At 62.6% G+C, this 25282-nt stretch carries 24 protein-coding genes, 1 other RNA gene and 1 pseudogene; 14 read left to right on the top strand and 12 right to left on the bottom strand.

The window, feature by feature from the left end:
* Window positions 1-413: 413 nt before the first annotated feature.
* The gene (locus tag BLV09_RS17045; RefSeq protein WP_146688174.1) at window positions 414-1706 is read left to right on the top strand and encodes an MFS transporter; all 1293 of its coding nucleotides are present in this window, start codon (window positions 414-416) and stop codon (window positions 1704-1706) included.
* A 42-nt stretch (window positions 1707-1748) separates the two neighbouring features.
* On the opposite strand, the gene BLV09_RS17040 is transcribed toward BLV09_RS17045, so the two are convergent.
* Window positions 1749-2372, bottom strand: coding sequence for a TetR/AcrR family transcriptional regulator (locus BLV09_RS17040; protein WP_100383581.1), 624 nt, complete (start codon window positions 2370-2372; stop codon window positions 1749-1751).
* A 146-nt stretch (window positions 2373-2518) separates the two neighbouring features.
* Here BLV09_RS17040 and BLV09_RS17035 point away from each other — a divergent pair, with 146 nt between their 5' ends.
* Window positions 2519-3748 carry a cytochrome P450 gene (locus tag BLV09_RS17035; RefSeq protein WP_146688173.1) on the top strand — a complete coding sequence of 410 codons (1230 nt, stop codon included), beginning with the start codon at window positions 2519-2521 and terminating at the stop codon, window positions 3746-3748.
* A gap of 204 nt (window positions 3749-3952) precedes the next feature.
* Window positions 3953-7660, top strand: a complete 3708-nt coding sequence (locus tag BLV09_RS17030; protein WP_146688172.1) for an AsmA family protein — start codon at window positions 3953-3955, stop codon at window positions 7658-7660.
* Between the two features lie 30 nt (window positions 7661-7690).
* Here the strand turns inward: BLV09_RS17030 and BLV09_RS17025 are convergent, their stop codons facing one another.
* The gene (locus tag BLV09_RS17025; protein WP_146688171.1) at window positions 7691-8272 is read right to left on the bottom strand and encodes a helix-turn-helix domain-containing protein; all 582 of its coding nucleotides are present in this window, start codon (window positions 8270-8272) and stop codon (window positions 7691-7693) included.
* A gap of 180 nt (window positions 8273-8452) precedes the next feature.
* Here BLV09_RS17025 and BLV09_RS17020 point away from each other — a divergent pair.
* Both BLV09_RS17020 and BLV09_RS17015 read left to right on the top strand, forming a co-directional pair.
* Window positions 8453-9486 (top strand): annotated as a pseudogene (locus BLV09_RS17020) (MFS transporter).
* Window positions 9483-10742: an arsenic transporter gene (locus BLV09_RS17015; RefSeq protein WP_146688170.1), complete on the top strand. Its 1260-nt coding sequence runs from the start codon at window positions 9483-9485 to the stop codon at window positions 10740-10742. The pseudogene BLV09_RS17020 and the gene BLV09_RS17015 overlap by 4 nt, the downstream one beginning before the upstream one ends.
* 24 nt (window positions 10743-10766) lie before the next feature.
* Here BLV09_RS17015 and feoB read toward each other — a convergent pair whose 3' ends face one another.
* The 7 genes from feoB to ssrA form a co-directional block, all read right to left on the bottom strand.
* Complete coding sequence (feoB, locus tag BLV09_RS17010) at window positions 10767-12641, bottom strand: ferrous iron transporter B (protein WP_146688169.1); 1875 nt, start codon at window positions 12639-12641, stop codon at window positions 10767-10769.
* A gap of 18 nt (window positions 12642-12659) precedes the next feature.
* Complete coding sequence (locus BLV09_RS17005; RefSeq protein WP_167558766.1) at window positions 12660-12941, bottom strand: FeoA family protein; 282 nt, start codon at window positions 12939-12941, stop codon at window positions 12660-12662.
* A gap of 163 nt (window positions 12942-13104) precedes the next feature.
* On the bottom strand, window positions 13105-13356 hold the full coding sequence (locus BLV09_RS17000) for a ribbon-helix-helix domain-containing protein (RefSeq protein ID WP_100383576.1): 252 nt from the start codon (window positions 13354-13356) through the stop codon (window positions 13105-13107).
* Window positions 13353-13541, bottom strand: coding sequence for a DUF4169 family protein (locus BLV09_RS16995; RefSeq protein WP_100387114.1), 189 nt, complete (start codon window positions 13539-13541; stop codon window positions 13353-13355). The genes BLV09_RS17000 and BLV09_RS16995 overlap by 4 nt, the downstream gene beginning before the upstream one ends.
* 272 nt (window positions 13542-13813) lie before the next feature.
* Complete coding sequence (fumC, locus tag BLV09_RS16990) at window positions 13814-15226, bottom strand: class II fumarate hydratase (RefSeq protein WP_146688168.1); 1413 nt, start codon at window positions 15224-15226, stop codon at window positions 13814-13816.
* Window positions 15227-15311: 85 nt separating this feature from the next.
* On the bottom strand, window positions 15312-15833 hold the full coding sequence (locus BLV09_RS16985; protein ID WP_146688167.1) for an SspB family protein: 522 nt from the start codon (window positions 15831-15833) through the stop codon (window positions 15312-15314).
* 180 nt (window positions 15834-16013) lie between these two features.
* Window positions 16014-16371: a transfer-messenger RNA gene (ssrA, locus tag BLV09_RS16980) on the bottom strand.
* 112 nt (window positions 16372-16483) lie between these two features.
* Between ssrA and BLV09_RS16975 the strand changes: the two genes are divergently transcribed.
* The 9 genes from BLV09_RS16975 (at window position 16484) to BLV09_RS16935 (ending at window position 23812) form a co-directional block, all read left to right on the top strand.
* A complete protein-coding gene (locus tag BLV09_RS16975; RefSeq protein WP_146688166.1) occupies window positions 16484-17086 on the top strand; it encodes a chromate transporter in 603 nt (200 codons plus the stop codon).
* The gene (locus BLV09_RS16970) at window positions 17083-17619 is read left to right on the top strand and encodes a chromate transporter (protein WP_146688165.1); all 537 of its coding nucleotides are present in this window, start codon (window positions 17083-17085) and stop codon (window positions 17617-17619) included. The genes BLV09_RS16975 and BLV09_RS16970 overlap by 4 nt, the downstream gene beginning before the upstream one ends.
* Window positions 17620-17758: 139 nt before the next feature.
* Window positions 17759-18553 (top strand): thymidylate synthase, encoded by a 795-nt coding sequence (locus BLV09_RS16965; RefSeq protein ID WP_146688164.1) that lies wholly within the window; start codon window positions 17759-17761, stop codon window positions 18551-18553.
* Window positions 18554-18573: 20 nt separating this feature from the next.
* Window positions 18574-19059, top strand: coding sequence for a GNAT family N-acetyltransferase (locus tag BLV09_RS16960; RefSeq protein ID WP_146688163.1), 486 nt, complete (start codon window positions 18574-18576; stop codon window positions 19057-19059).
* Entirely contained in the window at window positions 19059-19571 is a 513-nt protein-coding gene (locus BLV09_RS16955; RefSeq protein WP_146688162.1) for a dihydrofolate reductase, read from the top strand. Before BLV09_RS16960 ends, BLV09_RS16955 begins: the two co-directional genes overlap by 1 nt.
* 155 nt (window positions 19572-19726) lie before the next feature.
* Window positions 19727-20890, top strand: coding sequence for an FtsH protease activity modulator HflK (gene hflK / locus BLV09_RS16950; protein WP_100383569.1), 1164 nt, complete (start codon window positions 19727-19729; stop codon window positions 20888-20890).
* Complete coding sequence (gene hflC, locus BLV09_RS16945) at window positions 20887-21825, top strand: protease modulator HflC (protein ID WP_100383568.1); 939 nt, start codon at window positions 20887-20889, stop codon at window positions 21823-21825. The genes hflK and hflC overlap by 4 nt, the downstream gene beginning before the upstream one ends.
* A gap of 94 nt (window positions 21826-21919) precedes the next feature.
* A complete protein-coding gene (locus BLV09_RS16940) occupies window positions 21920-22120 on the top strand; it encodes a DUF2065 domain-containing protein (protein ID WP_100383567.1) in 201 nt (66 codons plus the stop codon).
* 189 nt (window positions 22121-22309) lie between these two features.
* On the top strand, window positions 22310-23812 hold the full coding sequence (locus BLV09_RS16935; RefSeq protein ID WP_146688161.1) for a Do family serine endopeptidase: 1503 nt from the start codon (window positions 22310-22312) through the stop codon (window positions 23810-23812).
* A gap of 104 nt (window positions 23813-23916) precedes the next feature.
* On the opposite strand, the gene BLV09_RS16930 is transcribed toward BLV09_RS16935, so the two are convergent.
* From BLV09_RS16930 to serB, 3 genes are read right to left on the bottom strand one after another with little or no spacing between them, the layout of a single operon-like run.
* A complete protein-coding gene (locus BLV09_RS16930; RefSeq protein WP_244549129.1) occupies window positions 23917-24156 on the bottom strand; it encodes a DUF2442 domain-containing protein in 240 nt (79 codons plus the stop codon).
* Between the two features lie 5 nt (window positions 24157-24161).
* Entirely contained in the window at window positions 24162-24380 is a 219-nt protein-coding gene (locus tag BLV09_RS38830; protein WP_146688159.1) for a DUF4160 domain-containing protein, read from the bottom strand.
* A 5-nt stretch (window positions 24381-24385) separates the two neighbouring features.
* Window positions 24386-25279: a phosphoserine phosphatase SerB gene (gene serB / locus BLV09_RS16920; RefSeq protein WP_146688158.1), complete on the bottom strand. Its 894-nt coding sequence runs from the start codon at window positions 25277-25279 to the stop codon at window positions 24386-24388.
* Window positions 25280-25282: the final 3 nt, after the last annotated feature.

The raw sequence follows: 25282 nt of genomic DNA, 5'->3' as shown, positions 1-25282 counted from the left end.
TGCGGCTTTATGTGGTTGCGGCGGTCTGCGGATGCCAGAAGCCCGGCCGCGATGACGCGGCAGATGCAAGGCGGGCGTTGCGCGGATCGTCTAGCCGGTTGCAGCTTGATGCGCTGCTCTCTCGACCGAATCAAATGCCGGCGTCGAGCAGGTAGATCTTTCGTGGATGAGAATCGAGAGCCTTTCCAGTCCTTAAGACGCAAAAAAAGAAGTTAACCCGGCCGCAAATCAGCGGCGCCTGGAGCTATTGACGCTGAAATATGGCAGCATGCCATACCGAACAGATAGAAAAATCGTGAAGAAAGATTGTTGCCCTTGTTTGGAATAAACACAGTGTGCCGCATCGGCCCATTCGACGCACATCCGCGGGCGCGCCGATTGGCGCGCCGGGAACTCCCGAGATATCCAAGCTGATGCGGCTGCCTTTCTTTTACGGTTGGATCATCATCGCCGTGACCTTCGTCTCGATGGCGATCGGCGTGAACGCACGCACGTCGTTTTCACTGTTCTTTCCGCCCATCATCGATGAATTCGGCTGGGAGCGCGGCGTCACCGCCGGCGCCTTTTCATTCGGCTTTCTGGTTTCCGCGGCGGTGAGCCCGCTGATCGGCCGTACCATGGATCGGTTCGGGCCGCGCATTGTGATGGAACTGGGCGTCGCGCTGATGGCGAGCGGACTGTTGCTGGCTCCGCTGACGACGCAACCCTGGCATTTGTATTTGACGATCGGCGTGCTGGTCGGCGCCGGCAGCGTCTGTCTCGGCTATTCCGGTCAATCGCTGTTTTTGCCGAACTGGTTCAACCGGAGGCGGGGCCTGGCGATGGGGCTCGCCTTCGCAGGCGTCGGCATCGGCTCGATCACGCTGCTGCCGTGGGTGCAGCACATGATCGAACAGACCGGCTGGCGAACCGCCTGCACGGCGATGGGCGTGTTGATTCTGGTGGTGCTGGCGCCGATCAATCTGCTGCTGCGAAAGCGTCCCGAGGACCTCGGATTGCGGGCGGACGGCGACGCGGCGCCTTCGGCATCGGTCGCGCCGGTATCCAATGTCGTCGATCCCGTGTGGGCGGGCACCGACTGGACCTTGAAGCGCGCCGTTCGCACCGCGCGCTTCTGGTGGATCGCGCTCGGCTATTTCTGCGGATTGTACATCTGGTACGCGGTGCAGGTGCACCAGACCAAATTCCTGCTCGATATCGGCTTCAGTCCGAGCGTGGCGGTATGGGCGCTGGGCGCGGTGAGCCTACTCGGCATTCCCGGCCAGATCCTGCTTGGGCATCTTTCCGACCAGGTGGGGCGCGAATGGATATGGACCGCGAGTTGCCTCGGCTTTGCGATCTGTTTCGCGGCGTTGATCGCCTTGAAATCTCTTCCTGTCCTGCCGCTGGTCTACCTCATGGTGTTGACACAGGGCGTGCTCGGCTACGGCCTGACCTCGATCATGGGGGCGGTGGTCGTGGAGATATTTCAGGGCAGGCATTACGGCAGTATTTTCGGCACCATCATGCTGGCGGCACTCGCCGGAGGCGCCGCGGGTCCCTGGGTCACCGGTGTTCTGCACGATCTTTCAGGCAGTTATACCATTGCCTTCGCAGCAGGGATCGCGGTCAGCGTGCTGTCAGCGGTCGCGATCTGGCGGGCGTCGCCTCGCAAGATTCGCGCCGTGGCCGGGCAATTGCACAAGGCACAAGCCAGCGCCACTTGAGCAAGTCGCCGAACACCATTTGCTGACGGCGAAGAATTTTCGTCAGGCCGATGAAGCGCCTGATGAAACTCCGATCGCTCTCTGCAGATCACCGATGGCACGCAGGAAACTGTCGGCCGGCGTGGTCTCCGGATCGATCAGACGGTGCAGGCGGAAGCCGTCCTCGAGCGCCAGCAGTATCGCGCCGGTCCATGTCGGGTTCAGCGATCTGTTCCTGCCGCTGTTCTTCGACGTCGTCTCGACGATATCGGTGATCAGTTTGCGCCTGGCCCGCAGCCGCTTGGCGAGGTCGGGTCTGCGCTTTTCGGCGCGCGCCACATACAGGATCATCTCCATGTGCAAAAGCGGGGAACGGCCGAGCGGATCCTGCCGGCTGCGGTCCATGGTCTTCAGCGCCTCGATAAAATCCTCGATGTTCTTGTGTCTGGCAAGCAGATCGAGATTGCGCCGAATGGATTGCTCGACATGATCCTCGAGCATCGCGATGATCAACTCGTCCTTGCTCTTGAAATTCGAATAGAACGCCCCGCGCGTGAAGCCGGCCGCGGCCGCGATGGCCTCGATGCTGGCGCCCCCGATGCCCTGTTCCTCGAACACGCGCGCCGCCGCCTCGAACAGCTTTTCGCAGGTGTCGTCCCGGGTCGGTCTGGTTCGAACTCTTGACATCCTGCCAGTTTAGGTCAGAATGCAACTCGATACAATAGTGTATCGAATTTCAGATTGCCCGGATCGCCACGCTTTGTCCGGGATTTGAAGATTTCACTGCGCTCGAATGTGCAGATGTTTCAGCACGGCAACCAATTGAGGTCACCATGAACGGACAGGTTCAGACCGCAGCGACCGAGCCGCTTTTCAATCCGCTGTCGCCGGATTTCATTCGCGATCCCTATCCCCATTACGAACGGCTGCGCACCACCGATCCCATTCACCGTAGCGCGCAGGGCTCGTTTGTCGCGAGCCGGCACGCGGATGCCAGTCTTGTTCTGCGCGACAAGCGCTTCGGCAAGGATTACGTCGATCGAACCATCCGCCGCTACGGCCCGAAGATCATGGAAGAGCCGGTGTTTCGCAGCATGAGCCACTGGATGCTGCAACAGGATCCACCCGATCATACGCGGCTGCGCGGCCTGGTCGTAAAGGCGTTCACGGCGCGGCGGGTCGAGGACATGCGTCCGCGCATTCAGCAGGTTGTCGATCAAACGCTGGATGCCGTCGTCGGCCAGGGCCACATGGACCTGATCGAGGATTTTGCATTCCGCCTGCCGGTGACGATCATCTGCGACATGCTCGGAATTCCCGAGGACCATCGCGAGGTCTTCTACAAGAGTTCGCGCGACGGCGGCCGTCTGCTTGATCCGGTGACGCTGACGCCGGCCGAAATCCAGCATGGCAATGCCGGCAATGCGATGGCCCAGATGTATTTCCAGCAATTGTTCGAATTGCGCCGTCGCAGCCCGGGCGACGATCTGACCACTCAGCTGGTTCAGGCCGAGGAAGACGGCAGCAAGCTCTCCAACGAGGAATTGACCGCCAATATCATCCTGCTGTTTGGTGCCGGGCACGAAACCACCGTCAATCTGATCGGAAACGGCCTGTTGGCGCTGCATCGCAATCCCGACCAGCTCGCGCTGCTCAAGTCCAATCCCGCCCTGATCACCAACGCGATCGAGGAATTCCTGCGCTACGACTCCTCGGTCCAGATGACCGGCCGGGTGGCGCTGGAGGATGTCGAGATCGGCGGCAAGACCATCCCGAAGGGCGAAAGCATGCTGTGCCTGCTGGGTTCGGCCAATCGCGATCCAGCGGTTTATCCCGACCGGCCGGATCGCCTCGATGTCACCCGCCCCAATGTGCGGCCGCTATCCTTTGGCGGCGGCATCCATTTCTGTCTCGGTGCCCAGCTTGCGCGCATCGAGGCCGAAATCGCCATTTCGACGCTGCTGCGCCGCCTGCCGGAGTTGCGGCTGGACAATGCCGAGAATCCGGAATGGCGGCCGACCTTCGTGCTGCGCGGCCTGAAAGTGCTGCCCGCGAGCTGGTGATGGCGTCCATTGGTCACGCGGCAGTGCTGTGACTTCGCCACACTTGGCTCTATATATGGCATATAGGGCGGTGTACCGGCGTTGATTCAGCGCGGCCGGCGGGGGATGGTCCGGGGCTGCCGGTGCGATGGCGCACGCGGCTTGGCGGATGAACCGTGCCACGCTTGAATGGGCCATGCCGGAGCGTGCTCAAAGGGAGACGCCGTGCAGACGACGCTGCTCGGATTGGCGATTGCTTTAATCATCGCGCTGATAGCCGCGCTGGTCGGGCCGTACTTCATCGACTGGAATCAGTTCCGGCCGCAGTTCGAGGCTGAGGCCTCGCGGGTAATCGGCGCGCCGGTGCATGTCGGCGGCGCGCTGGATGCGCGTCTGCTGCCGGCGCCATCGCTGCGGTTGCGCTCGGTGGTGGTCGGCGGCGCCAATGATCTCGGCAAGGTTCGCGCCGACAAGCTCGACGTGGAGTTCAGCCTGGGTGAGCTGATGCGTGGCGAATGGCGCGCCACCGAACTGACGATCAACGGCATGGCGCTCGATCTCGGGCTCGATCCGCAAGGGCGGATCGATTGGCCGGCCTCGAGCGGAACGTTCAATCTGGGATCGCTGGCGATCGACCGGTTGAACCTGACCGGCCGCGTCGCGCTGCACGATGCCGCCAGCCGCAGCACACTCGAGTTGAACGATATTGCGTTTAGCGGCGACGTGCGCTCGCTGGCCGGTTCGGTGCGCGGCGACGGCAATTTCACGCTTGGCGGCGAGCGCTATCCCTTTCGCGTGTCGTCCGGTCCGACGCCTGACGGCAACGGCACCCGCGTTCACCTCAATGTCGATCCCGGCGCGCGTGCTGTGGCTGCCGATCTCGAGGGCGTGCTGGGTTTCGACGCACGCGCCCCACGCTTCGACGGGGCGGTGACGCTGGCCACGCCGACCGGCTCGAAGTCCGATGCGAAAACCGGCGTTGAGCCGTCGCAGATCCCCTGGCGGATATCGGCCAAGCTCAAGGCCGACCCGACCGGGGCGACGCTCGAGCAGATTGAGGCCAGCTACGGCGCCGAAGAACGCGCGCTGAAACTCCTGGGTATCGGGGACATTCGCTTCGGCGCACAGCCATTGCTTCATGCCGTGCTCTCGGCGCGGCAGCTCGACGCCGACAGGTTCGTCACAAAGGACAATGACAAAACCGCCGAGCCGATTCGGTTGCTGGCGGGGCTGCGTGCGCTGGTTGCCGAGATTCCGCAAGTGCCGATTCCGACGCAGATCGAGTTCAGCGCCGAGCAGATCATGCTGGGCGGGCGTCCATTGCAGAATATCGCCGGCGAACTGCATGCCGAGGCCAGGAACGCTTCGGGGACTGATTCGAAGGCTGACCTGAAATCCTGGACCGTCGACCGGCTGAATTTCCGCGCACCGGGCGCCACCCTGGTTTCGCTAAGTTCTTCTCCGGGCAGCGCCAACGCGCTAAATGGTTCGTCCGGCACCTTCAGGGAAGCGCTTGACGTACAGTCATCCGATCCGGATGCGCTGGTCGCCTGGCTGCAGGGGCGAAGCGATAACAGCTTTCGCACCCAGAAGCCGCTGCATCTGCGCGGCGATATCAGCGTGGCGGCCGACCACATCGCCATCGATGCCATGAAAGCCGAGATCGACGGCGGCACCGTCGAAGGACGGGCTGCATTCTCCAGCCAATCGGCAGGCGGCGGCTCCCGGTTCAATGCAGAGCTGAAGGCGGATCGCCTCGACCTCGACGCCGCAACCGCGTTTGCGCGTTCGCTGGCTGGCCCGCAAGGCGAGTGGCCCGACGAGGCGACGATATCGCTGGACATCGGCCGCGCCATATCGGCCGGACAGGAATTGCATCCGCTGATGGCGAAGTTCGGCTACGGCCCGAAGTCGATCTCGCTCGACCAATTGCAGATCGGCGACCCCAGCAATGTGATGCTGGAAGGCACGGGAAGTTTCGACCGCGCCAATGTCACGGGCAAGCTCACCCTGAGTTCAACCGCCGCATCGATGAGCCAGATCACGGCCGCGATCAAGCCGCTCGCGCCCGCGCTGGCGTCGCGGCTCGATGCGATGGGAAATGCCGGGCCGGCGCATCTGAAGCTGGCGCTTGATCTCGACAAGGACACAGGCCACGCCGATCGCGCCAGCGCGCGCGCCGTTCTCGATCTCTCGGCGCCACAGCTTGCGGGCACCGTCACCATCACCGCAAAGCCCGCTGTCGCGGCCTTGCGCGCGATGGAGCTCGACAAGATCGAACAGAGCGAGTTCGGCATCGAATCGAAATTGTCGTCACCGCAGGGCGCCTCGCTGCTGGCGTTGCTGGGGCTCGATCACGTGATCGCCGCGGGCGATGGCGCCGTGCAATTTCAGGGCTCGGTGACAGGCGCCTGGCATGCGCCATTGCGGCTGAAGGCCAAGTTGAACGGAAACGCATTGGCGGCCGAAGCCCAGGGGACGGCTGAATCCTGGACGCAGGACGCCAAGGCCAGCGTCAATCTGTCGGTCTACCGCGTCAATCTCACGCCACTGTTCGACCTCAAGCCGTCGGATACGCTGGTGCAAAATGTCAGCCTGTCTTCGCGGGTTTCGCTCGCGGGCAGCAAATTGACCTTCGATGATCTCGACGGTGCACTCGCCGGCTCGCGGCTGCGCGGCCACGTGGCCGTGACCCTCGGCGACGAAAAGAACGTGGAAGGCGAGGTTGGCCTCGACACGCTCGATCTGGCGCCGGCCTTCGGGCTCGCGATCGGCAGCGAGGGGCGCGATGCGGCCGATCCGCTCGGCGCCGGATTGCTGAAGGGGTGGCACGGTCATATCGCATTTCAGGCGCTGCGCGGCGCGCTGCCCGGTGGTGGCGAACTGCGTCCGGTCAGCGGCACGATCAAGAGCGACGGCCAGTCGCTGACATTCGATGCCATCAAAGGCAAGATAGGTGGCGGGGACGCGACCGCCAATATCGACGCAAGGCCCGGCGCGAATGGAATTGCACTGAGCGCGCGCATTCAGCTCAACGGTGTCGACGGCGCAGCGTTGCATTACCGGGGATTGGCGATGCCCGCGGGCCGCGCCTCGCTGCAGGCGGCCCTGGCCACCCAGGGACGCAGCGCCTCGGCGCTGATGAGCGCCATGTCCGGCAACGGCACCGTGACGCTGGACTCCGCCACGATCGCCGGGCTCGATCCGCGCGTGTTCGATGTGGCCGTCCGCGCCAGCGACGGCGGCCAGGTGACCGACGACAGCAGGCTGCGGCAGATTGTCGATCCTGTGTTATCGAGCGGCATGTTGTCGGTCAGGTCGGCGCAGTTTCCGTTCACGATCCGGGACGGCCGGCTTCGCGTCGAAGCGACCACGCTCGATACCCAGGGCGCGCGCGCCGTCATTTCCGGTGGCTACGACATTCCGGCCGATCAAGCCGACATTCGCGCCACCCTGGCGCCGACGGCGGCGAGCTTCGCCACCGGCCGTCCGGAAATTCAGCTATTCGCCGCCGGCACGCCCGACAAACTCGATCGCACCGTCGACGTGTCGGCGCTGTCGTCATGGCTGGCGGTACGCACCATCGATCGCGAAACCCGGCGGCTGGATGCGATCGAACGCGGCGAAGCGCCGCCGGCATTGCCGGCCTCGGTTCCGCCGGCATTGGCGCTGCCTCCGGCCGCAAATCCGCAAGACCAATCGCCTTCCGAGGTGCAGACGCCCGGTCGCGATCAGCATCGCATTCCGTTGAAGCCGAGGGTCAGCGCGCCGCATCCGCCACTGGCGGCGCCCAATCCCACGCCACCTGTCGTCAGTCAGCAGGTGGCGCCGCTGCCGCCGCCGATCGAGATCAGGCCGGCTCCCGGCGCCGCGCGGCCACCGAAGCCACGGCCGCCGCTTACGCTGACGCCACCGGTTGCCGTTCCGCAGTGATTTTTCCTGCGTCGTGCGGGATGCGCGCGATCACCGGCCCGCAGAGCTCCTGCGATAGAAGTCGGGCGTTTCGCCAATGAGCTGCTTGAACATCGCGGTAAAGGCGGCCGGGCTGGAATAGCCGAGATCGAACGCAATGGTCGTCACCCGTTCTCCGGCCAGCAGGCGCGGCAACGCCCACAACAAACAGGCGCGGCGCTGCCAAGCCGAGAACGTCAAGCCGGTTTCGTGCTTGAACAGCCGCGTGAATGTGCGGCGGCTCAGCGCCAGCTCACCGCACCAGAGATCGACTGTATCCGGTGCGGTTGGCCGATCGAGAAATCGCTGGCAACGCGCAGCAAGCCTCGCATCGTTCGGAAGCGGAAGACTGAGCGGCAGAACGGGTGCTGCGTGAATCTCGTCGATCAACAGCGACATGATTTTTCCGTCGCGATCGGCGGGATCATATTCCGACGGCAGGTCGACCGCCTCGATCAGCAACTGGCGCAGCAGCGGCGATACGCCGACGACCTGGCAAATCCCAGCCATGCCCTCGGCGGCGTCGTCTTCAGCAGGCGTAATCCGCTTTGGGCGCTGGCTGCCGGAACCTGCGTCAGCATCATCGCGCTTCATTTCGGGCTGCTTAAAATGAGCTGAGAAACGGGGCGAATCGGCCACAAGGCGCGAACCAAAGCTTGGTGCTGAGCGTTAGCCGATCGGTCGCCAATTGTGGCGATGGAGCGCAACGTGAACCCACCTCAGAACGAGTTGGCCTCGAAGGCCATCTGGCCGCTGCTTGCGCTCAATTTCTTCATGGCCGACATGCAGTCCGGGATCGGCCCATTCCTCGGCGTGTTTCTGCTCGCGCATGGATGGGAGAGCGGCCTGATCGGCACCGTGATGACGATTGGCGGCGTCTGCGGAATGCTGATGACGACGCCGGCGGGTGCGCTGATCGACGCCACCAGGCGCAAAAAGCTCTACGTCATCATCCCCGGCATTTGCACGGTGATCGCTTCCGGCACCGTCCTGCTCTCGCAAAGCTTCTGGCTGGTGACGCTGTCGCAGGTCGCAACAGCGATCGCCGGCGCCGCGATCGGACCTGCGGTCTCCGGCATCACGCTCGGCATTGTTCGTCAGGCTGGCTTCAATCGGCAGAACGGAAAGAATCAGGCGCTCAACCATGCCGGCAATATGGTCGGCGCGGGATTGTCCGGCCTGCTCGGATGGATGTTTGGTTTTCCGGCCGTGTTGATGCTGGCTGCGCTATTCGGAGTTTTGTCGATCATTTCGGTGCTGATGATTCCGAGCTCCGCGATCGACGACGATGAGGCGCGCGGTCTCAACAAGAGCGGTGATGACGCCGGCCAGGTCGGTGGCATCACGGTGCTGCTCGAATGCAAGCCGCTGCTGATTCTGGCCGCAGCGCTGGCCTGCTTTCATCTCGGCAATGGCGCGATGCTTCCGCTCTATGGACTTGCCGTGGTATCGGCCAAACAGGCAGACCCAGCCGGATTTGTCGCGATCACCATCGTTGTGGCGCAAGGCGTAATGATTCTGGTATCCCTGATCTTGTTGCGCGCATCCTCAATGGTACCGGGCGGGTCAATGCCGGGCAGGGCGCGGTGATGACCGTCCAGGGTCTTGGCGCTTCGCTCAGCCCCGCGATCGGCGGCTGGATCGCCCAGGAGATCGGTTATAGCGCGATGTTTCTTATTCTCGGCAGCTTTGCGCTCGGCTCGACGGCATTGTGGCTGGGCTTCGCTTCGATCCTGAAACCGGCTTGTGCTGGACGCGGCGACTCGAGGGTTCGCCCAGTGGCAACCGCCCTGGCGGTCGCTGAATGATATCAGAGACCGACGCCGCGACCTGGGGGATTGCAGCGCTCGCGACCTTTGGCGTGATCGCGCGGCCCTGGCATTTGCCGGAATTCATCTGGGCGGTCACCGGCGCGGTATTGCTGGTGTTGCTCAACCTGCTGCCGTGGCCGGACGCGCTTGCGGCCGCGGGCAAGGGCACGGATGTTTATTTCTTTCTGATCGGCATGATGCTGCTGGCCGAAGTGGCGCGCCAGGAAGGACTGTTCGACTGGCTTGCCGCGCAGGCGGTGCGGCATTCGCGGGGTTCGGCGAAGCGGCTGTTTTTGATTGTCTATGTCGTCGGCACCATCGTCACCGTTCTGCTGTCGAACGACGCCACCGCGGTGGTTCTGACGCCGGCGGTCTATGCCGCGACGCGCGCCGCCAAGGTCGAGCCATTGCCGTATCTGTTCGTTTGCGCGTTCATCGCCAATGCCGCAAGTTTCGTGCTGCCGATCTCCAATCCCGCCAATCTTGTCGTGTTCGGCAAACAGATGCCGCCGTTGCTGATATGGCTGCGCATCTTTGCACTGCCGTCCCTGGCTGCGATCGTCGCGACCTATCTGGCGCTGCGGCTGGCGCTACGCCGCTCGCTCAATGCACCGGTCGCGGAGGTCGCCGATATTGTCCCGCTCACGCTTGCCGGCAAGCTCGCAGCGTTTGGCATCCTGCTGACGGCCTGCGTGCTGCTCGTGGCCTCGGCGATGGATCGGGATCTCGGATTGCCGACCTTCATCGCCGGTGCGGCCGTGACGGTGATCATTCTGGCGATCGGACGACAGTCGCCGCTCCCGGTGTTGAAGGACATTTCGTGGTCGGTGCTGCCGCTGGTGGCGGGCTTGTTCATCCTGGTCGAAGGCTTGAACCGGACCGGCGTGCTGCCGGCGCTGGCGCGCGTTCTCAAGCAAGCCTCAGCCGTCGCGCCACAAGCTACGTCATGGGTCGCCGGGGTCGTGGTCGCCTTTGGGTCCAATCTCCTCAACAACCTGCCGATGGGCCTGATCGCTGCGACCACCAGTCAGGCCGCACAGGTTCCGGCGCATGTCACAGGCGCCATCCTGATCGGCGTCGATCTCGGCCCGAACCTGTCCGTGACGGGATCGCTGGCCACCATTCTCTGGCTGATCGTGCTGCGGCGCGAGGGCGAGCATGTCGGCGCCGCGCAATTTCTCAGGCTGGGCCTGATCGTGATGCCACCGGCGTTATTGCTTTCGCTGCTGGCGCTTTCCGTGGTGTCGCGCTGAGCGCGGGCGCCGCGAATGACGATCTCAGCCAGCGCCGAGCGCGTAGGCGATATTGTAGGTTGCAAGGCTCGCGATATAGGCGAGCGCAAGCATGTAGGCGAAGGTGATCGCCATCCATTTCCAGCTTCCGGTCTCGCGACGGATGACGGCCAGCGTGGAGGCGCATTGCGGGGCAAAGATGTACCAGGCCAGCAACGACAGTGCCGTGGCCAGGCTCCATTTGGTGGCAAGCACCTGTCCGATCTGATCCGCCGCTTCCTTGCCGCCCTCGATGGCATAGACCGTGCCGAGTGCTGCGACCGCGACTTCCCGCGCCGCCATGCCCGGGATCAGCGCTACCGCGATCTGCCAGTTGAATCCGATCGGCATCAGCAGCGGCTCGAGCGCCTTGCCGATCATGGCGGCGAAGCTGTAATTGATGGCCGGATCCTGCGCGCCGGCCGGCGGCAGCGGGAACGAAGCCAGGAACCAGATCAGCACCATCATCGAGAAGATCGTCGTGCCGGCCCGGTGTAGAAACATCTTCGCGCGCGTATAGATGCCGATCAGGACGCTGCCGGCGCGCGGCATCTTGTAGTCAGGCAATTCCAGCATGAACGGCGCCGGGGCATAATCGCGCAACATGAAGAACTTGATCAGGAACGAGACGCCCAACGCGCTGGTGATGCCCACCGTGTAGAGGCCGAACATCACCAGCCCCTGCAGATTGATCCAGCCCCAGATTTGCTTGGCGGGGATGAAGGCCGAGATGATCAGTGTATAGACCGGGATGCGCGCCGAACAGGTCATCAGCGGCGCGATCAGGATGGTGGTCAGCCGGTCGCGGCGATTGTCGATCACCCGCGTCGCCATGATGCCGGGTATTGCGCAGGCAAAACTCGAGAGCAGGGGGATGAAGGCGCGGCCGTGCAGGCCAGCGCCGCCCATGATGCGGTCCATCAGGAACGCCGCACGCGCCATGTAGCCGAAATCCTCCAGCAGCAAAATGAACAGGAAGATGATGATGATCTGCGGCAGGAACACGATGACGCTGCCGACGCCGGAAATGACGCCGTTCTGCAGGAAGCTTTGCAACAGGCCGGCTGGCAAGGTGTCGTGTACCCCCTGACCCAGAGCGGTGAAGGCATCCGACAAAAGATCCATCAGCGGCTGCGCCCAGGCGAACACCGCCTGGAACATCACAAACAGGATCAGCGCCAGGATCGCGAGCCCCGCCACCGGGTGCAGCACCCAGGCATCGATCCGCGCGGTCCAGGTATCCGGCCTGGTCGGCAGGCTGATGGTCGCCGCGATGATACGATCGGCCTCGCGCTGGGTGGCGCGCAATTGCGCGACCGTCAGCGGCTGCCAGAGATTCGGCTGCACGGAAACCGGCGCCTGCGTTGCGATGATCTGGTCGGTGCGGCGCAACAGCTCGGCGGTGCCGCCCTTGCGCACCGCGATGGAGGTGACAACCGGCACGCCGAGCGCCTCGGACAGCCGCGCCACGTCAACCGTTACGCCGCGGCGGGTGGCGATGTCGAACATGTTGAGCACCAGCATCAGCGGCCGGCCGGTGCGCTTGAGTTCGAGCACGAGGCGGATCGTCAGCCGCAGATTGGTGGAGTCGGCCACGCAAAGCACGAGATCCGGCAGGGCCTCGCCGGGCGTGCGGCCGAGCACGACATCGCGCGTGATCTCTTCATCCGGGCTGCGGCCGCGCAGCGAATAGGTGCCGGGCAAATCGACCAGCGAAATCTGGCGCCCGAGCGGGGTGACAAACGAGCCTTCCTTGCGTTCCACGGTAACGCCGGGATAGTTCGCGACCTTCTGGCGGCTGCCGGTCAGCGCATTGAAAAGCGAGGTCTTGCCGCTGTTCGGCGTGCCCACCAGGGCGAGATGCATCAACGGGGCTTCCATCGCGCTCTACCGTTTTCGTCAGGCCACAATAACGGCCATCGCCTCGCGCCGGCGCACCGCGATCGTGACATTCTCGACGCGGACCGCGATAGGATCGCGCCCGATGACGCCTTCGTGAAGCACCTCGACCCGGGCGCCTTCGACGAAGCCGAGTTCGATCAACCGGCTTTCGAGTTCAACGGCCGACAGAGCGGAGCCGGCATCATCAGCGGCGATGTGGTGGATCACGCCTGAATAGCCGCGTTTGGCCAGCCCCAGCGGCAACTGCGGGCGTGTGTCGTTTACTTCATCGATCGTCATGACCTGTCTTTCCAATGGTGGAGGGATAGGTCAAGCGCAGCGACCGGAATGAAGCTTTACCTTAGAGCGATTATAAACTGGCTGGTGCGTCCGCGGGGAAGGCAGCGTTAGCCAGACAGTGCCGTCCGGTCTTCGATGAATGCCGATGTCGGGTGAGGTGGGGCTAGCTCTGCGGCTTCGGCTCCGACGCGGCGGCCAGAGCGCGCGTGCGAAAATAGTCGAGCACGAAAAGCCGAATCGCTGACGATAAATTGCCTTGCTGGCGATTGCTGTCGATCTCGCCCACCAGCTCGGACAGCGTCATGTCGCGAAGGCCGGAGATTTCCTTCATGCCGTTCCAGAATGCTTCTTCGAGGCTGACGCTGGTCTTGTGACCTGCGACCACGATCGATCGTTTGACGACGGGCGATTTCATGATGCGTCCTCGCCGTCGGTGCGATGCTGATCGAGAAAATGATTGGCGCGGCTGGCGCGCGATTCATCGAGAACACGTTCAGATTTGGTTCGGCCGAATTTTGTCCGGTTGGCGTCGGCTTGTTTCGCCGCCTGCGCCCGCTCGCCCCGCTTCTTGAAACGTTTCAGGTTGACCAGATCCCCCATGCTCGCCTCCATCAGCCAGCCAAAGAGAGGCATGCAACATTTTCACGAAGGCGTGAGCTGTCGCGTCGGGCGTGTTCGGTCGTCATTTAAGGAAATCCCCGTGATCGCTTTGTGATAACATCAAAGAATAAGTTTCGCTCTGAAAAAACAAATAATTCGTGCTGTAGCATGCGGAAGCGCGGTGCAGGTAGCTAATGTGTGTCAGTCTTTAGGCGTTATGAATTATAATTATTTCCGGCGTCCGTAGTTTCACGGGGATCGCTGCGCTGTGATCAACCCGGATGCGTCATTTTGCTTGGCTGAACCAATCGATCGAACTCGGCCGCGGAAACCAATCCCAGCCGCAAAGCCTCTTCTTTCAAGGTCGTTCCACGCGCGTGAGCCGATTTTGCGACCTTTGCCGCATTATCATAGCCGATTTTGGGCGCAAGCGCGGTCACCAGCATCAACGAGCGTTCCATTAGTTCCCGGATGCGTTTCTCGTCGGCGCGTATGCCATCGACGCAGTTCTCCGTAAATGAACGTGAGACGTCGGCGAGCAATTGAATGGAATGCATCATACAATATGCCAGCACCGGCTTATAAACATTTAGTTCGAAATGACCCTGGCTTCCCGCCACGGTGATGGCGGTGTGGTTGCCGAACACCTGACAGCAAACCATGGTCATCGCTTCGCATTGTGTCGGATTGACCTTGCCCGGCATGATCGAAGAGCCCGGCTCGTTTTCCGGCAAAATTAGTTCGCCGAGGCCGGAGCGCGGACCTGACCCCAAGAGGCGGATATCGTTGGCGATCTTGAACAGGCCGGTCGCCACCGAATTGATGGCGCCGTGGGCGAAGACATAGGCGTCGTTGGAGGCCAGCGCTTCGAACTTGTTGGCGGCGCTGGTGAACGGCAATTTGGTGATCTTGCCGACATGTTTTGCAAACAATTTGGCGAATTTCGGTTTCGAATTAAGACCGGTGCCGACCGCCGTGCCGCCCTGCGCCAGAGGGTATAGATCCTTCACCGCCGTACGCAGCCGCGCGATGCCGCTTTCGACCTGCGCGGCGTAGCCGGAGAATTCCTGACCGAGCGTCAGCGGCGTCGCGTCCTGGGTATGGGTTCGGCCGATTTTCACGATTTTGGCGAATGCTTTTTCCTTTTGGCGCAATGCGCGATGAAGCATCTCCAGCGCGGGAATGAGATCGGCGAGAATGCCCATCGCCGCGGCGATATGCATCGCAGTCGGAAATGAGTCGTTGGAGGACTGGCTCATGTTGACGTGATCGTTGGGATGAACCGGTTGCTTGGCGCCGAGCTCGCCGCCGAGCAGCTCATTGGCGCGATTGGCGATCACCTCATTGAGGTTCATGTTGGTCTGCGTGCCGGATCCGGTCTGCCAGACCACCAGCGGAAAATGATCGTCGAGCTTGCCGTCGATCACCTCGCGCGCGGCGCGGATGATAGTGCGGGCGCGGCGCTGGTCCAGCAGCCCAAGCTCGCGATTGGTTTCGGCGGATGCCAGCTTGACGATGCCGAGCGCGTGAACGATCGGCATCGGCATCCGGTCGTGGCCGATGCGGAAATTTCGCCTGGAACGTTCGGTCTGCGCGCCCCAGTAGCGATCGGCGGGAACGTCGATCGGGCCGAAGCTGTCGGTCTCGGAGCGTGTGGATTGCGGTGGAGTTGCTGATCGAGCCATGAATCATGTCCGTTGCGCCAGGAAGTGGCGGAACGTTCATCCTACAGCCTCGGAAATTTCGCGCGCGCAGATTATTTCGCGCCGATTATTTCTTGCGGAAACGGTCCAGCCGAACGACCTCGGCGCCCTCGCTGGGCTTTGCCGGCTCGCCCCCTTCTTCCGCGGCCGGTTCGGGAACCGGCGATGTCGCGGGAACCGGGGAGGGCACCGCGACGGCGGGCAGTTTTCCGGCCGGGCTCTCGGCCGCGGCATCGGGGGCCTCGAACTGCAGGCCAAACTGCACCGACGGATCGAAGAAGCTCTTGATGGAATTGAACGGAACCACCAGGCGCTCGGGGATGCGGCCAAACGACAGGCCGACTTCGAATCGATCCTCCAACACCGTCAGATCCCAGAACTGGTGCTGCAGGATAATGGTCATTTCTTCAGGATATTGCGCCAGCAGCCGCGGCGAGAGCTTCACGCCATCGGCGGTGGACAGAAAGGTGATAAAGAAATGGTGTTCTCCGGGCAGGCCATGCTCGGCGGCGTCGGTGAGTACGCGGCGCAACACACCGCGCAGCGCATCGCGTGCCAGGACGTCATATCGGATGTGATCGGTCGCCATTGTGATCCTGTAATTCTGATCCTGTATTGCGATCCAGTCGCATTGTTCTGTCGCGGGCAGTGCAGCCGCGCTGCCGGAAGCCCGACTCGCTAAGCTGCATGTTACTCCTGCGGCGGGCCGAGGTCAGTAGCCATCCTCAGTGCAAATCGCACCACAAGCGACCGGTTATAAGGCAGATAAAGTGGAGGCTTCTGTTGCCAGGTGCCTCCGAACCCCGCCTAACGGAGCTTAACCCGTTAGGACTTCAAGATGGTCTTTCAAACTGCGTTACGCAGCCTGAGCAACCGGAGCATAGTTGTCGTTTGCAACTATTGCATAGCCCGATAACGGCGGAACCATACCGAGAAAAAACACGCCCTTTACGCCCTCGTCGATCCTGTTTCGCCCCCGCCGAAGCCCGTGTCCTTTGCGGCGGGCTTTGGTGGAGGCGCCGGGTGCTGCCCCCGGGTCCGAATGGTTTATTGCGACGGCAATTTATTTCCATAGCCGGCAAGCCGGCACCCCCAATATAGGGCGGAATTATTGAGAAAAACAGAGCCTGCTCGGGCGTCCTAGCTGGGTCCTGGCATGGAACGTCTCTGCAATAACGCGCTGGTGGAATACGCTGAAAGTGGGTTGGCCTCGCTGGGCCGCCGTTCTAAGTGTTGCAAATGCCCCCGGATTCGCCGCCGGCTGCCGTTCTGGCGCCGGATAACCTCACATTAACGCCACCTAGCCTGATCGCGCTGTTTGTCGCGTTCGCCAAAATGTCCCTTGCGGGGTTCGGCGGCGTGCTGGTGTTTGCCCGGCGCGCCATCGTCGAGCAGCACCGCTGGATGACGGCGGACGAATTCAACGAGACGTTCGCGTTGTGCCATTTTCTGCCGGGTCCCAACATCGTCAATCTATCGATGGTGTTCGGGTCGCGGTTTCGCGGGATTGCGGGCGGCATCGCTGCCTTTACCGGGCTGCTCGGTCCGCCCACCGTCATCATGACGATTCTCGCGACATTATATGCCCGGTTTGGTGACGTGGATGCGCTCAGGCGCATTCTGGCCGGCGTGTCCTGCGCGGCCGTGGGCCTTTTGATCTCGGTGGTGTTCCGGATGATGATGCCGTTGATCAAGCGGCGCGATGCCGTCGCACTTATTGTCCTGCTTGCGGTGTTCGCCGCGATCGGGCTGGCGCGGTTGCCGTTGGCGGCGGTGCTGCTGGTGGCGATCCCGATCAGCATCGCCATTACCCTTGTCATGCGCCGGCGGGTTGCCGCATGAACCCGGAGGGCAATCCCGTTCTGACGCTGGCATGGACGTTCGGGCTGATGTCGCTGTTTGCGGTCGGCGGCGCCAATTCCGCGATTCCGGAAATGCACCGGATCGCCGTCGACGTTCATCATTGGCTGAGCGACAAGCAATTCGCCGACGTGTTCGCGATCTCGCAATTGTCGCCGGGGCCGAACGTGCTGATCGTGACCCTGATCGGCTATACCGTTGCCGGTATTGGCGGCGCGCTGGTCGCGACCCTTGCGATGTGCGCTCCGACGGCCATCCTCGCCTATTGCGTGAGCCGCTTTCTCAACCGGTCGAGCCATTCGCGCTGGCCTTCGATCATCCAGGCATCGCTGGTTCCGCTGTCGATCGGGCTGATGGCCGCCAGCGCACTTGTGCTGGCGCTGACCTCGGACCGGACCTGGGCGACTGCGCTGGTGACCGCCGGCGCTGCGGTGCTGGCCACCGCCACAAGGCTCAATCCGCTCTGGCTGCTGCTGGCCGGGGGATGCGTGGGTTTTACCGGCCTTCTCGGGTGAGGGAAGGCCGGTTCCCGCCCTTGCCGGATGCGGGGCGGATGTGCATTTTTCGGGGTATAATGACCGCTCTCAGCCGAATCGTTGCTGTCGGTTGCCCGGTCCGGCCGCTAAGACTTCCCAGCTCTGGGGACCGCATGCCATGAATCAGTATCACGATCTGCTCGAACGGATTCTCGCGGATGGTGCGGAAAAGCATGACCGCACCGGCACCGGCACGCTGTCGATCTTTGGCCACCAGATGCGCTTCAACCTGTCGGCCGGATTCCCGATGCTGACGACCAAGCGCTTGCCGCTGAAGGCAATCGTGCACGAACTGCTGTGGTTTCTCGCCGGCGATACCAACATCAAATATCTCAAGGACAATGGCGTTTCGATCTGGGACGAATGGGCCGATGCCAATGGCGATCTTGGCCCGGTCTATGGATCGCAATGGCGATCCTGGCCGGCGCCGGACGGGCGCAGCATCGACCAGATTTCCAATGTCGTCGACATGATCAAGCGCAATCCGGATTCACGGCGTCTGATCGTCAGCGCATGGAATCCGGCCGATGTCGACAAGATGGCGCTGCCGCCATGTCATTGCCTGTTTCAGTTCTACGTCGCGAACGGCAAATTGTCGTGCCAGCTCTATCAGCGCTCGGCCGATGTTTTTCTCGGCGTGCCCTTCAACATCGCGTCCTATGCGCTGCTGACCATGATGGTCGCGCGGGTGACGGGCCTGAAACCCGGCGACTTCGTGCACTCACTTGGCGACGCGCATCTCTATTCAAATCATCTCGAGCAGGCGCGGCTGCAACTGACGCGCCCGACGCGCCCGCTGCCGGTGATGAAGATCAATCCGGATGTGAAGGATATCTTCGCCTTCCGCTACGAAGACTTTGCGCTCGAGGGCTACGACCCGCACCCGCACATCAAGGCCCAGGTGGCTGTATGAGTCGCGGTGTGAGCGATTGAATGTCCCTGACCATTCGCCGCGCCCGTCCCGGTGAAGCCGGGCTTGTCCTGTCTCTGGTGCGCGAGCTCGCCGCGTACGAGAAGCTGTCCCACGAAGTCGAAGCCACCGAAGCCGACATTGCCGATGCGCTGTTCGGGGACAATCCGCGGCTGTTCTGCGATATCGCCGAGTGGGAGGGCGAGCCGGTCGGCTTCGCGGTCTGGTTCATCAATTTTTCGACCTTCAGCGGCCGCTCCGGGATTTATCTCGAGGACCTTTTCGTCCGCCCGGTGCAGCGCGGCAAGGGCATCGGCAAGGCCTTGCTCGCACATCTCGCCGGGGAATGCGTGGCCAAGGGCTGGTCGCGGCTGCAATGGGCGGTGCTGGACTGGAACACGCCGTCGATTGAATTCTACAAATCGATCGGCGCCGTGCTGATGGACGAGTGGACAATATGCCGGGTAACCGGTCCGGCGCTGGCCGCGCTTGCGGAAGGAACGCGCTGATGGAGATCGTCCTGATCGTCGCAGCCGCTGACAATGGCGTGATCGGCGCCGGTGGCGCGATTCCGTGGCGCCTGAAATCCGATATGCAGCGCTTTAAGGCGATGACGGTGGGCAAGCCGGTTGTAATGGGGCGCAAGACCTTTGTTTCGTTGCGCAAGCCATTGCCTGGACGGACCAACATCGTGGTGACGCGGGATGCGAATTTTTCCGCCGCCGGCGCGGTGGTGACGAGTTCATTGGCGGACGCCCGGGCGGTCGCAACCGGCGACGCGCTGCGGCGTTTCGCCACTGAAATCGCGGTCATCGGCGGCGCGGAAATTTATAACCAATGGTTCGCGACCGCCGATCGCCTGGAAGTGACCGAAGTCCACGCCCGTCCCGAGGGCGACACATACTTCCCCGCCATCGATGCGGCTATTTGGCAGGAGGTCGCGCGCACGCGGAATCCGGCCGGTCCGGACGATAGCGCGGACTTTTCCTATGTGACTTATATACGGCGAAGGTCGCATTAACTGCATTATCCGATGTTTACATTGACAATTATGGTCTCAGGCTTAGCTGCTTCGAGCCAGAAGCTGCGTTGTAAGGGCCGGAACCGTCCCCTATAAAGCCATGCGGATTGCGGGGCCGGCCGTCTTGGCCTCTGAGCCCGCCGAGGAGATTTTCGATGCCGTGGAAGAATCAAGGCGGAGGCCCATGGGGCTCCGGTCCGAAAGGACCATGGGGCTCTGGCCCGCAACCGGTGGGACCGAGGCCGCCCGATCTTGAGGATCTTCTGCGCCGTGCGCAGGACCGGCTGCAGCAATTGCTGCCGGGCGGACATTTTAGCGGCGCCGGCATCGTGCTGGTTCTGGTCGCGGTCGTGCTGATCTGGCTGATGTCGGGCTTTTATCGCGTTCAATCCGAAGAGGTCGGCGTCGTGCTGCGCTTCGGCAAGTATGTTCGCGATGCCGAGCCCGGGCTGAACTATCACTGGCCGTATCCGGTCGAGACCGTGCTGTTGCCGAAAGCGCTGCGCGTTTCGACCTTGAGCATCGGCATGACGCTGATCGACGATCCGGCGCGGCGCGGCCGCACCATGCGCGATGTACCCGAAGAAAGCCTGATGCTGACAGGCGACGAGAATATCGTGGACGTCGATTTCACGGTGTTATGGCGCATCAAGCCGAAAGGCGTCGCGCCGCAAGGCGTCGCCGACTATCTGTTCAACATCCAGAACCCCGAAGGCACCGTGAAGGCTGTCGCCGAAAGCGCGATGCGCGAAGTCATCGGCCGCTCCAACATCCAGCCGATCCTCACCGGCGCGCGCACGTCGACCGAACTGGCGGTGCAGGAATTGATGCAGAAGACGCTCGACAGCTATGGCTCGGGCATCCTGGTGCAGCAGGTGCAGATGCAGAAGGTCGATCCGCCGGCGCAGGTGATCGACTCGTTCCGCGACGTACAGGCGGCGCGCGCCGATCTCGAACGGCTGCAAAACGAAGCGCAGACCTATGCCAATCGCGTCGTTCCCGAGGCGCGCGGACGGGCCGCGCAAATCCTGCAGGCCGCCGAAGGCTACAAGCAGCAGGCGGTCGCCGAAGCCAAGGGCCAGAGCTCGCGCTTCCTCCAGGTCTACGACGAATACAAGAAAGCGCCTGACGTCACCCGGCAGCGCATCTATCTGGAGACGATGGAGCGCATCCTGGGCGGCTCGGAAAAGCTGATCTACGACGGCGGCCAATCCGGTCAGGGCATCGTGCCTTATCTGCCGTTGAGCGAACTGACGCCGCGACGTCCGCCGGCGTCGACAACCAGCCAGTCGCAACCGCAGAACGGGAGCACACGATGAGGTCCCCCGTTACAGGTATTGTCGCGCTGTTCCTGCTGTTGGTCGTCGCTATCGTCGCCTACAGCTCGGTGTTCACCGTGAGCCAGACCGAACAGGCGCTGGTGGTGCGACTCGGCGATCCCGTCGATGTCGTCACCGACGCCGGCCTGCATTTCAAGGCGCCGTTCGTCGACACCGTCATCCCAATCGACAAACGCATCCTCGATCTGGAAAATCCGTCGCAGGAAGTCATTGCGTCGGACCAGAAGCGGCTCGTGGTCGACGCCTTCGCACGCTATCGCATCAAGAACGCGCTGCGGTTCTATCAGAGCATCGGCTCGATCCAGGCCGCCAATATCCAGCTGACGACGCTCCTGAATGCATCGTTGCGTCGCGTGCTCGGCGAAGTCACCTTTATCCAGGTGGTGCGCGACGAGCGCGAGGCCTTGATGGCGCGGATTCGCGACCAGCTCGACAAGGAAGCCGACGCCTATGGCATCCAGGTGGTCGATGTAAGGATCCGCCGCGCCGATCTACCGGAGCAGAACAGCCAGGCGGTCTATCAGCGCATGCAGACCGAGCGGCAGCGTGAAGCCGCCGAATTCCGTGCCCAGGGCGCGCAGAAGGCGCAGGAGATCAAGTCCAACGCCGACCGCGAATCCACCGTTATCGTCGCCGAAGCCAACTCGACCTCCGAGAAGGTGCGCGGCGAGGGCGACGGCGAGCGCAACCGGCTGTTCGCCGAAGCCTATGGCAAGGACCCGGACTTCTTCGCGTTCTACCGCTCGATGACGGCCTATGAGAACGGCCTGAAGAGCAGCGATACCAGGTTCCTGCTGCAGCCGGATTCCGATTTCTTCAGGTATTTCGGCAATCCGTCCGGCAAGCCGCAGGCTTCGCCGGCCGCGGCTACCGCCGCATCCACGCCACCGGCGGCGGCAGCGCCGAAGCCCTAAGCCTTGATCCAGACGATATGAAAGCCTTGGCGATACGTCGCCTTGGCCGCGATGCTGACAGCAAAAAGAACATCAAGCGGGAGGTTCCAATCCGATGAGGTCCATAGCGTTCGCCGACTTCCTCATCGGTGTGGGTGTTCTGTTTGTACTGGAAGGCTTGATGTTCGCGGCAAGTCCGGCCTGGATGCGCCGGGCGATGAAGAGCGCGCTGGCGACGCCGGACAACATTCTGCGCATCGTCGGCATCGGATCGGCGGTGGTCGGCCTGATCCTGATCTGGATTGTCCGGCACTAACTCTGCCCGATTCGCGTGCAGCCGAAGCCAAGCGCAATCAACGCCGAATTGAGCCGTCACGCCGGTTTTTCGCCGTATTTAACGTGCGCACATGGCGGCGAAATGGTTCGCTAATGCTTGCGCCGTTACCCGGTTCGGGCGCACTGTGGACGCAAAATTCCGACCCGTTCTTACGAAGAGAGATTTGACATGACCAGTGCGATCCCAGCCTTGAGTCGTCGCCTGCGCCCGTTGGTGGCCGCGATCTGTCTCGGCGCCGTCAGTGTCGTCATGGCGGAGCCCGCTTTCGCGCGAGGCCCCGAGGGCATCGCCGATGTCGCCGAGAAGGTGATCGACGCGGTGGTCAACATCTCGACATCGCAGACCGTCGAAGCCAAGGGCGGTCCGTTGGGTGGTGACAACAAGAGCACGATGCCGAAATTGCCGCCGGGCTCGCCGTTCGAGGAGTTCTTCGACGATTTCAAGAACCGCCATGGCGGTGGCGATAAGGGCCCGGATATGGCGCCGCACAAAACCGTTTCGCTCGGTTCCGGCTTCATCATCGACACCGCGGGCATCGTCGTGACCAATAATCACGTCATCGACGGCGCGGACGAGATCAACGTGATCATGAACGACGGCAGCAAGTTCAAGGCTGATCTGGTCGGCGTCGACAAGAAGACCGACCTTGCGGTGCTGAAGTTCGCGCCGAGCAAGCCGCTGACCGCGGTGAAGTTCGGCGATTCCGACAAGCTGCGGCTTGGCGAATGGGTGGTCGCGATCGGCAATCCGTTCAGCCTCGGCGGCACGGTCACCGCGGGCATCGTCTCGGCGAAAAACCGCGACTTCGCCTCCGGCCCTTACGACAACTACATCCAGACCGACGCCGCCATCAACCGCGGCAATTCCGGCGGTCCGCTGTTCAACCTCGATGGTGAAGTGATCGGCGTCAACACGTTGATCATCTCGCCGACCGGCGGCTCGATCGGCATCGGCTTTGCGGTGCCCTCGAAGACCGTGGCGGGCGTGGTCGATCAGCTTCGGCAGTTCGGCGAGCTTCGCCGCGGCTGGCTCGGCGTCCGCATCCAGCAGGTTACCGACGAGATTGCCGAAAGCCTCAACATCAAGCCCGCGCGCGGGGCCCTGATCGCCGGCGTCGATGACAAGGGCCCGGCCAAGCCCGCAGGCATCGAGCCCGGCGATGTCGTCGTCAAGTTCGACGGCAAGGACATCAAGGAACCAAAGGATCTGTCGCGCATCGTGGCCGATACCGCGGTCGGCAAGCAGGTCGACGTCGTCGTCATCCGCAAGGGTGAGGAGCAAACCAAGCAGGTGACGCTCGGCCGTCTCGACGATGGCGACAAGCCGGTGCAGGTTGCAAACAAGACGCCGGAGCCTGCCGAAAAGCCGGTGACGCAAAAGACGCTCGGTCTCGATCTCGCCGGCCTCAGCAAGGATCTGCGCAGCCGCTACAAGGTCAAGGACAGCGTCAAGGGCGTCATCATCACCAATGTCGACGAGAATACGGACGCGGCAGACAAGCGCTTGAGCCCCGGCGAGGTCATCGTCGAGGTGGCGCAGGAAGCGGTGAGCAACGCCGCCGACGTCAAGAAGCGTGTCGATCAGTTTAAGAAGGACGGCAAGAAATCCATCCTGCTGCTGGTCGCCAACTCCGATGGTGAATTACGGTTCGTGGCGCTGAGCTTGCAGTAGCTTGCTGTCATACCCCGCGAAAGCGGGGTATCCGCGCCGTGGCCGGTTAGTTGATGCTTTGGGATATTGACGGATGCCCGGGTCAAGTCCGGGCATGGCGGCTGTTACGCCGCTGGCCGGCCCCGCAGCATCCCGGCAATGCCGAGATCTTCGTCAAGCTCGGGCCAGTGAATGCCCATCGGCATCAGTTCAAAGTGCGCTCGCGCGGCAACGCTTGCGTCCCGCAGTCGCGGATACCACCCAAGCGGCGTCGCAATCTTGCGACCGTCCGCCAATGTCACGACCAACTCATCGGCGGTGAAGGCAACCGAAACCGGCCTGATATCGCCGACATCAATTTCCAAAGTGCTTATGCCATTTGCCTTCGAGGAGATCGCGGTGCGATCTCAGGTAACGGAATAGCGCCGATTTCGTGGGCAGGAAATCCCGCGTTGACCGCGACAGACAGATCGTGAAGCCAGAATTTGGCTTCGAAATCTCCGGAGCGAACGTGAATATGCGGCGGCTCGCCCCGCTCGTTCGAATAAAAGAAAGCGCGGTATGGTCCCCAGCGCAGGACAGTTGGCATCCCGCCTATCCCGCCACAAACTCGTCCCGCCGATAGCCCTGCATATAGAGCAGCGCGGTGAGGTCGCCGTGGTCGATCCGCACATGGGCGACGGCGGCGACCGCCGGCTTGGCGTGGTAGGCGACGCCTAAGCCCGCCGCCTCGATCATGCCGAGGTCATTGGCGCCGTCGCCGACCGCGAGCGTGTCGAGGTTGTCGAGATCGAAGGATTCGCGCAGTTCGATCAGCGTGGCGAGCTTGGTGGCGCGGCCCAGGATCGGCTCGGCGACTTCGCCGGTCAGTTTGCCGTCTTCGACCTTAAGCTCATTGGCGCGGTTTTCCTGAAACCCGATCTGGCTCGCGACGGCGTTGGTGAACAACGTAAAGCCGCCCGAGATCAGGCAGGTGTAGGCGCCATGCGCGCGCATGGTTGCAACCAGTTCGCGGCCGCCCGGCGTCAGCGTGATGCGCGTTTTCAGCACTTCGTCGACGACGCCGACCGGCAAGCCCTTCAGTAAAGCAACGCGCTCGCGCAATGCCGGCTCGAACGCGATCTCGCCGCGCATCGCGCGTTCGGTGATGGCAGCGACACGCGCCTTCAGCCCGGCGAAGTCAGCCAGCTCGTCGACGCATTCCTGGCCGATCATGGTGGAATCCATGTCGGCCAGGAAAAGCTTCTTGCGCCGGTCCATTTGGGATTGCACCACGATATCGATCGGCAGGTCGCCTTTCGCCTCGCGCAGCCGGGCGGTGATGGCGCCGATGTCCTCGCTGCCGGTGAAGGGGATGTCGACGGCCACTTCGTCGAACAGCCATCGCGCGGGGCCTGCCGAGGGAAGAATAGCGCGCGCACCGTCAATCACCGTGCTATCGAGCGCGGGATCGGCGGGGTTGCAGATGAGCGTGGCGACGAGAGACATCGG

Source organism: Bradyrhizobium canariense (assembly GCF_900105125.1).
In the GTDB taxonomy this organism is placed as follows: Bacteria; Pseudomonadota; Alphaproteobacteria; order Rhizobiales; family Xanthobacteraceae; genus Bradyrhizobium; species Bradyrhizobium canariense_A.
Note: the sequence above shows the minus strand (reverse complement) of the source record. Positions and strands in the feature narration are given on the sequence as shown.

Excerpts from the sequence above, each read along its gene's own strand:
- feoB (WP_146688169.1), bottom strand. The coding sequence starts at position 12,641 with ATGGAAGCCCCGTTGATGCATCTCGCCCTGGTGGGCACGCCGAACAGC.
- BLV09_RS16985 (WP_146688167.1), bottom strand. The coding sequence starts at position 15,833 with ATGGCGACCGATCACATCCGATATGACGTCCTGGCACGCGATGCGCTG.
- BLV09_RS17025 (WP_146688171.1), bottom strand. The coding sequence starts at position 8,272 with ATGAAGCGCGATGATGCTGACGCAGGTTCCGGCAGCCAGCGCCCAAAG.
- BLV09_RS17000 (WP_100383576.1), bottom strand. The coding sequence starts at position 13,356 with ATGAAATCGCCCGTCGTCAAACGATCGATCGTGGTCGCAGGTCACAAG.
- BLV09_RS16960 (WP_146688163.1), top strand. The coding sequence starts at position 18,574 with ATGTCCCTGACCATTCGCCGCGCCCGTCCCGGTGAAGCCGGGCTTGTC.
- hflK (WP_100383569.1), top strand. The coding sequence starts at position 19,727 with ATGCCGTGGAAGAATCAAGGCGGAGGCCCATGGGGCTCCGGTCCGAAA.
- BLV09_RS16940 (WP_100383567.1), top strand. The coding sequence starts at position 21,920 with ATGAGGTCCATAGCGTTCGCCGACTTCCTCATCGGTGTGGGTGTTCTG.
- hflC (WP_100383568.1), top strand. The coding sequence starts at position 20,887 with ATGAGGTCCCCCGTTACAGGTATTGTCGCGCTGTTCCTGCTGTTGGTC.
- BLV09_RS16995 (WP_100387114.1), bottom strand. The coding sequence starts at position 13,541 with ATGGGGGATCTGGTCAACCTGAAACGTTTCAAGAAGCGGGGCGAGCGG.
- BLV09_RS16935 (WP_146688161.1), top strand. The coding sequence starts at position 22,310 with ATGACCAGTGCGATCCCAGCCTTGAGTCGTCGCCTGCGCCCGTTGGTG.
- BLV09_RS17015 (WP_146688170.1), top strand. The coding sequence starts at position 9,483 with ATGATATCAGAGACCGACGCCGCGACCTGGGGGATTGCAGCGCTCGCG.
- BLV09_RS38830 (WP_146688159.1), bottom strand. The coding sequence starts at position 24,380 with ATGCCAACTGTCCTGCGCTGGGGACCATACCGCGCTTTCTTTTATTCG.
- BLV09_RS16970 (WP_146688165.1), top strand. The coding sequence starts at position 17,083 with ATGAACCCGGAGGGCAATCCCGTTCTGACGCTGGCATGGACGTTCGGG.
- BLV09_RS17040 (WP_100383581.1), bottom strand. The coding sequence starts at position 2,372 with ATGTCAAGAGTTCGAACCAGACCGACCCGGGACGACACCTGCGAAAAG.
- BLV09_RS17045 (WP_146688174.1), top strand. The coding sequence starts at position 414 with ATGCGGCTGCCTTTCTTTTACGGTTGGATCATCATCGCCGTGACCTTC.
- serB (WP_146688158.1), bottom strand. The coding sequence starts at position 25,279 with ATGTCTCTCGTCGCCACGCTCATCTGCAACCCCGCCGATCCCGCGCTC.
- BLV09_RS16975 (WP_146688166.1), top strand. The coding sequence starts at position 16,484 with ATGCCCCCGGATTCGCCGCCGGCTGCCGTTCTGGCGCCGGATAACCTC.
- BLV09_RS16955 (WP_146688162.1), top strand. The coding sequence starts at position 19,059 with ATGGAGATCGTCCTGATCGTCGCAGCCGCTGACAATGGCGTGATCGGC.
- BLV09_RS16965 (WP_146688164.1), top strand. The coding sequence starts at position 17,759 with ATGAATCAGTATCACGATCTGCTCGAACGGATTCTCGCGGATGGTGCG.
- BLV09_RS17035 (WP_146688173.1), top strand. The coding sequence starts at position 2,519 with ATGAACGGACAGGTTCAGACCGCAGCGACCGAGCCGCTTTTCAATCCG.
- BLV09_RS17005 (WP_167558766.1), bottom strand. The coding sequence starts at position 12,941 with ATGACGATCGATGAAGTAAACGACACACGCCCGCAGTTGCCGCTGGGG.
- fumC (WP_146688168.1), bottom strand. The coding sequence starts at position 15,226 with ATGGCTCGATCAGCAACTCCACCGCAATCCACACGCTCCGAGACCGAC.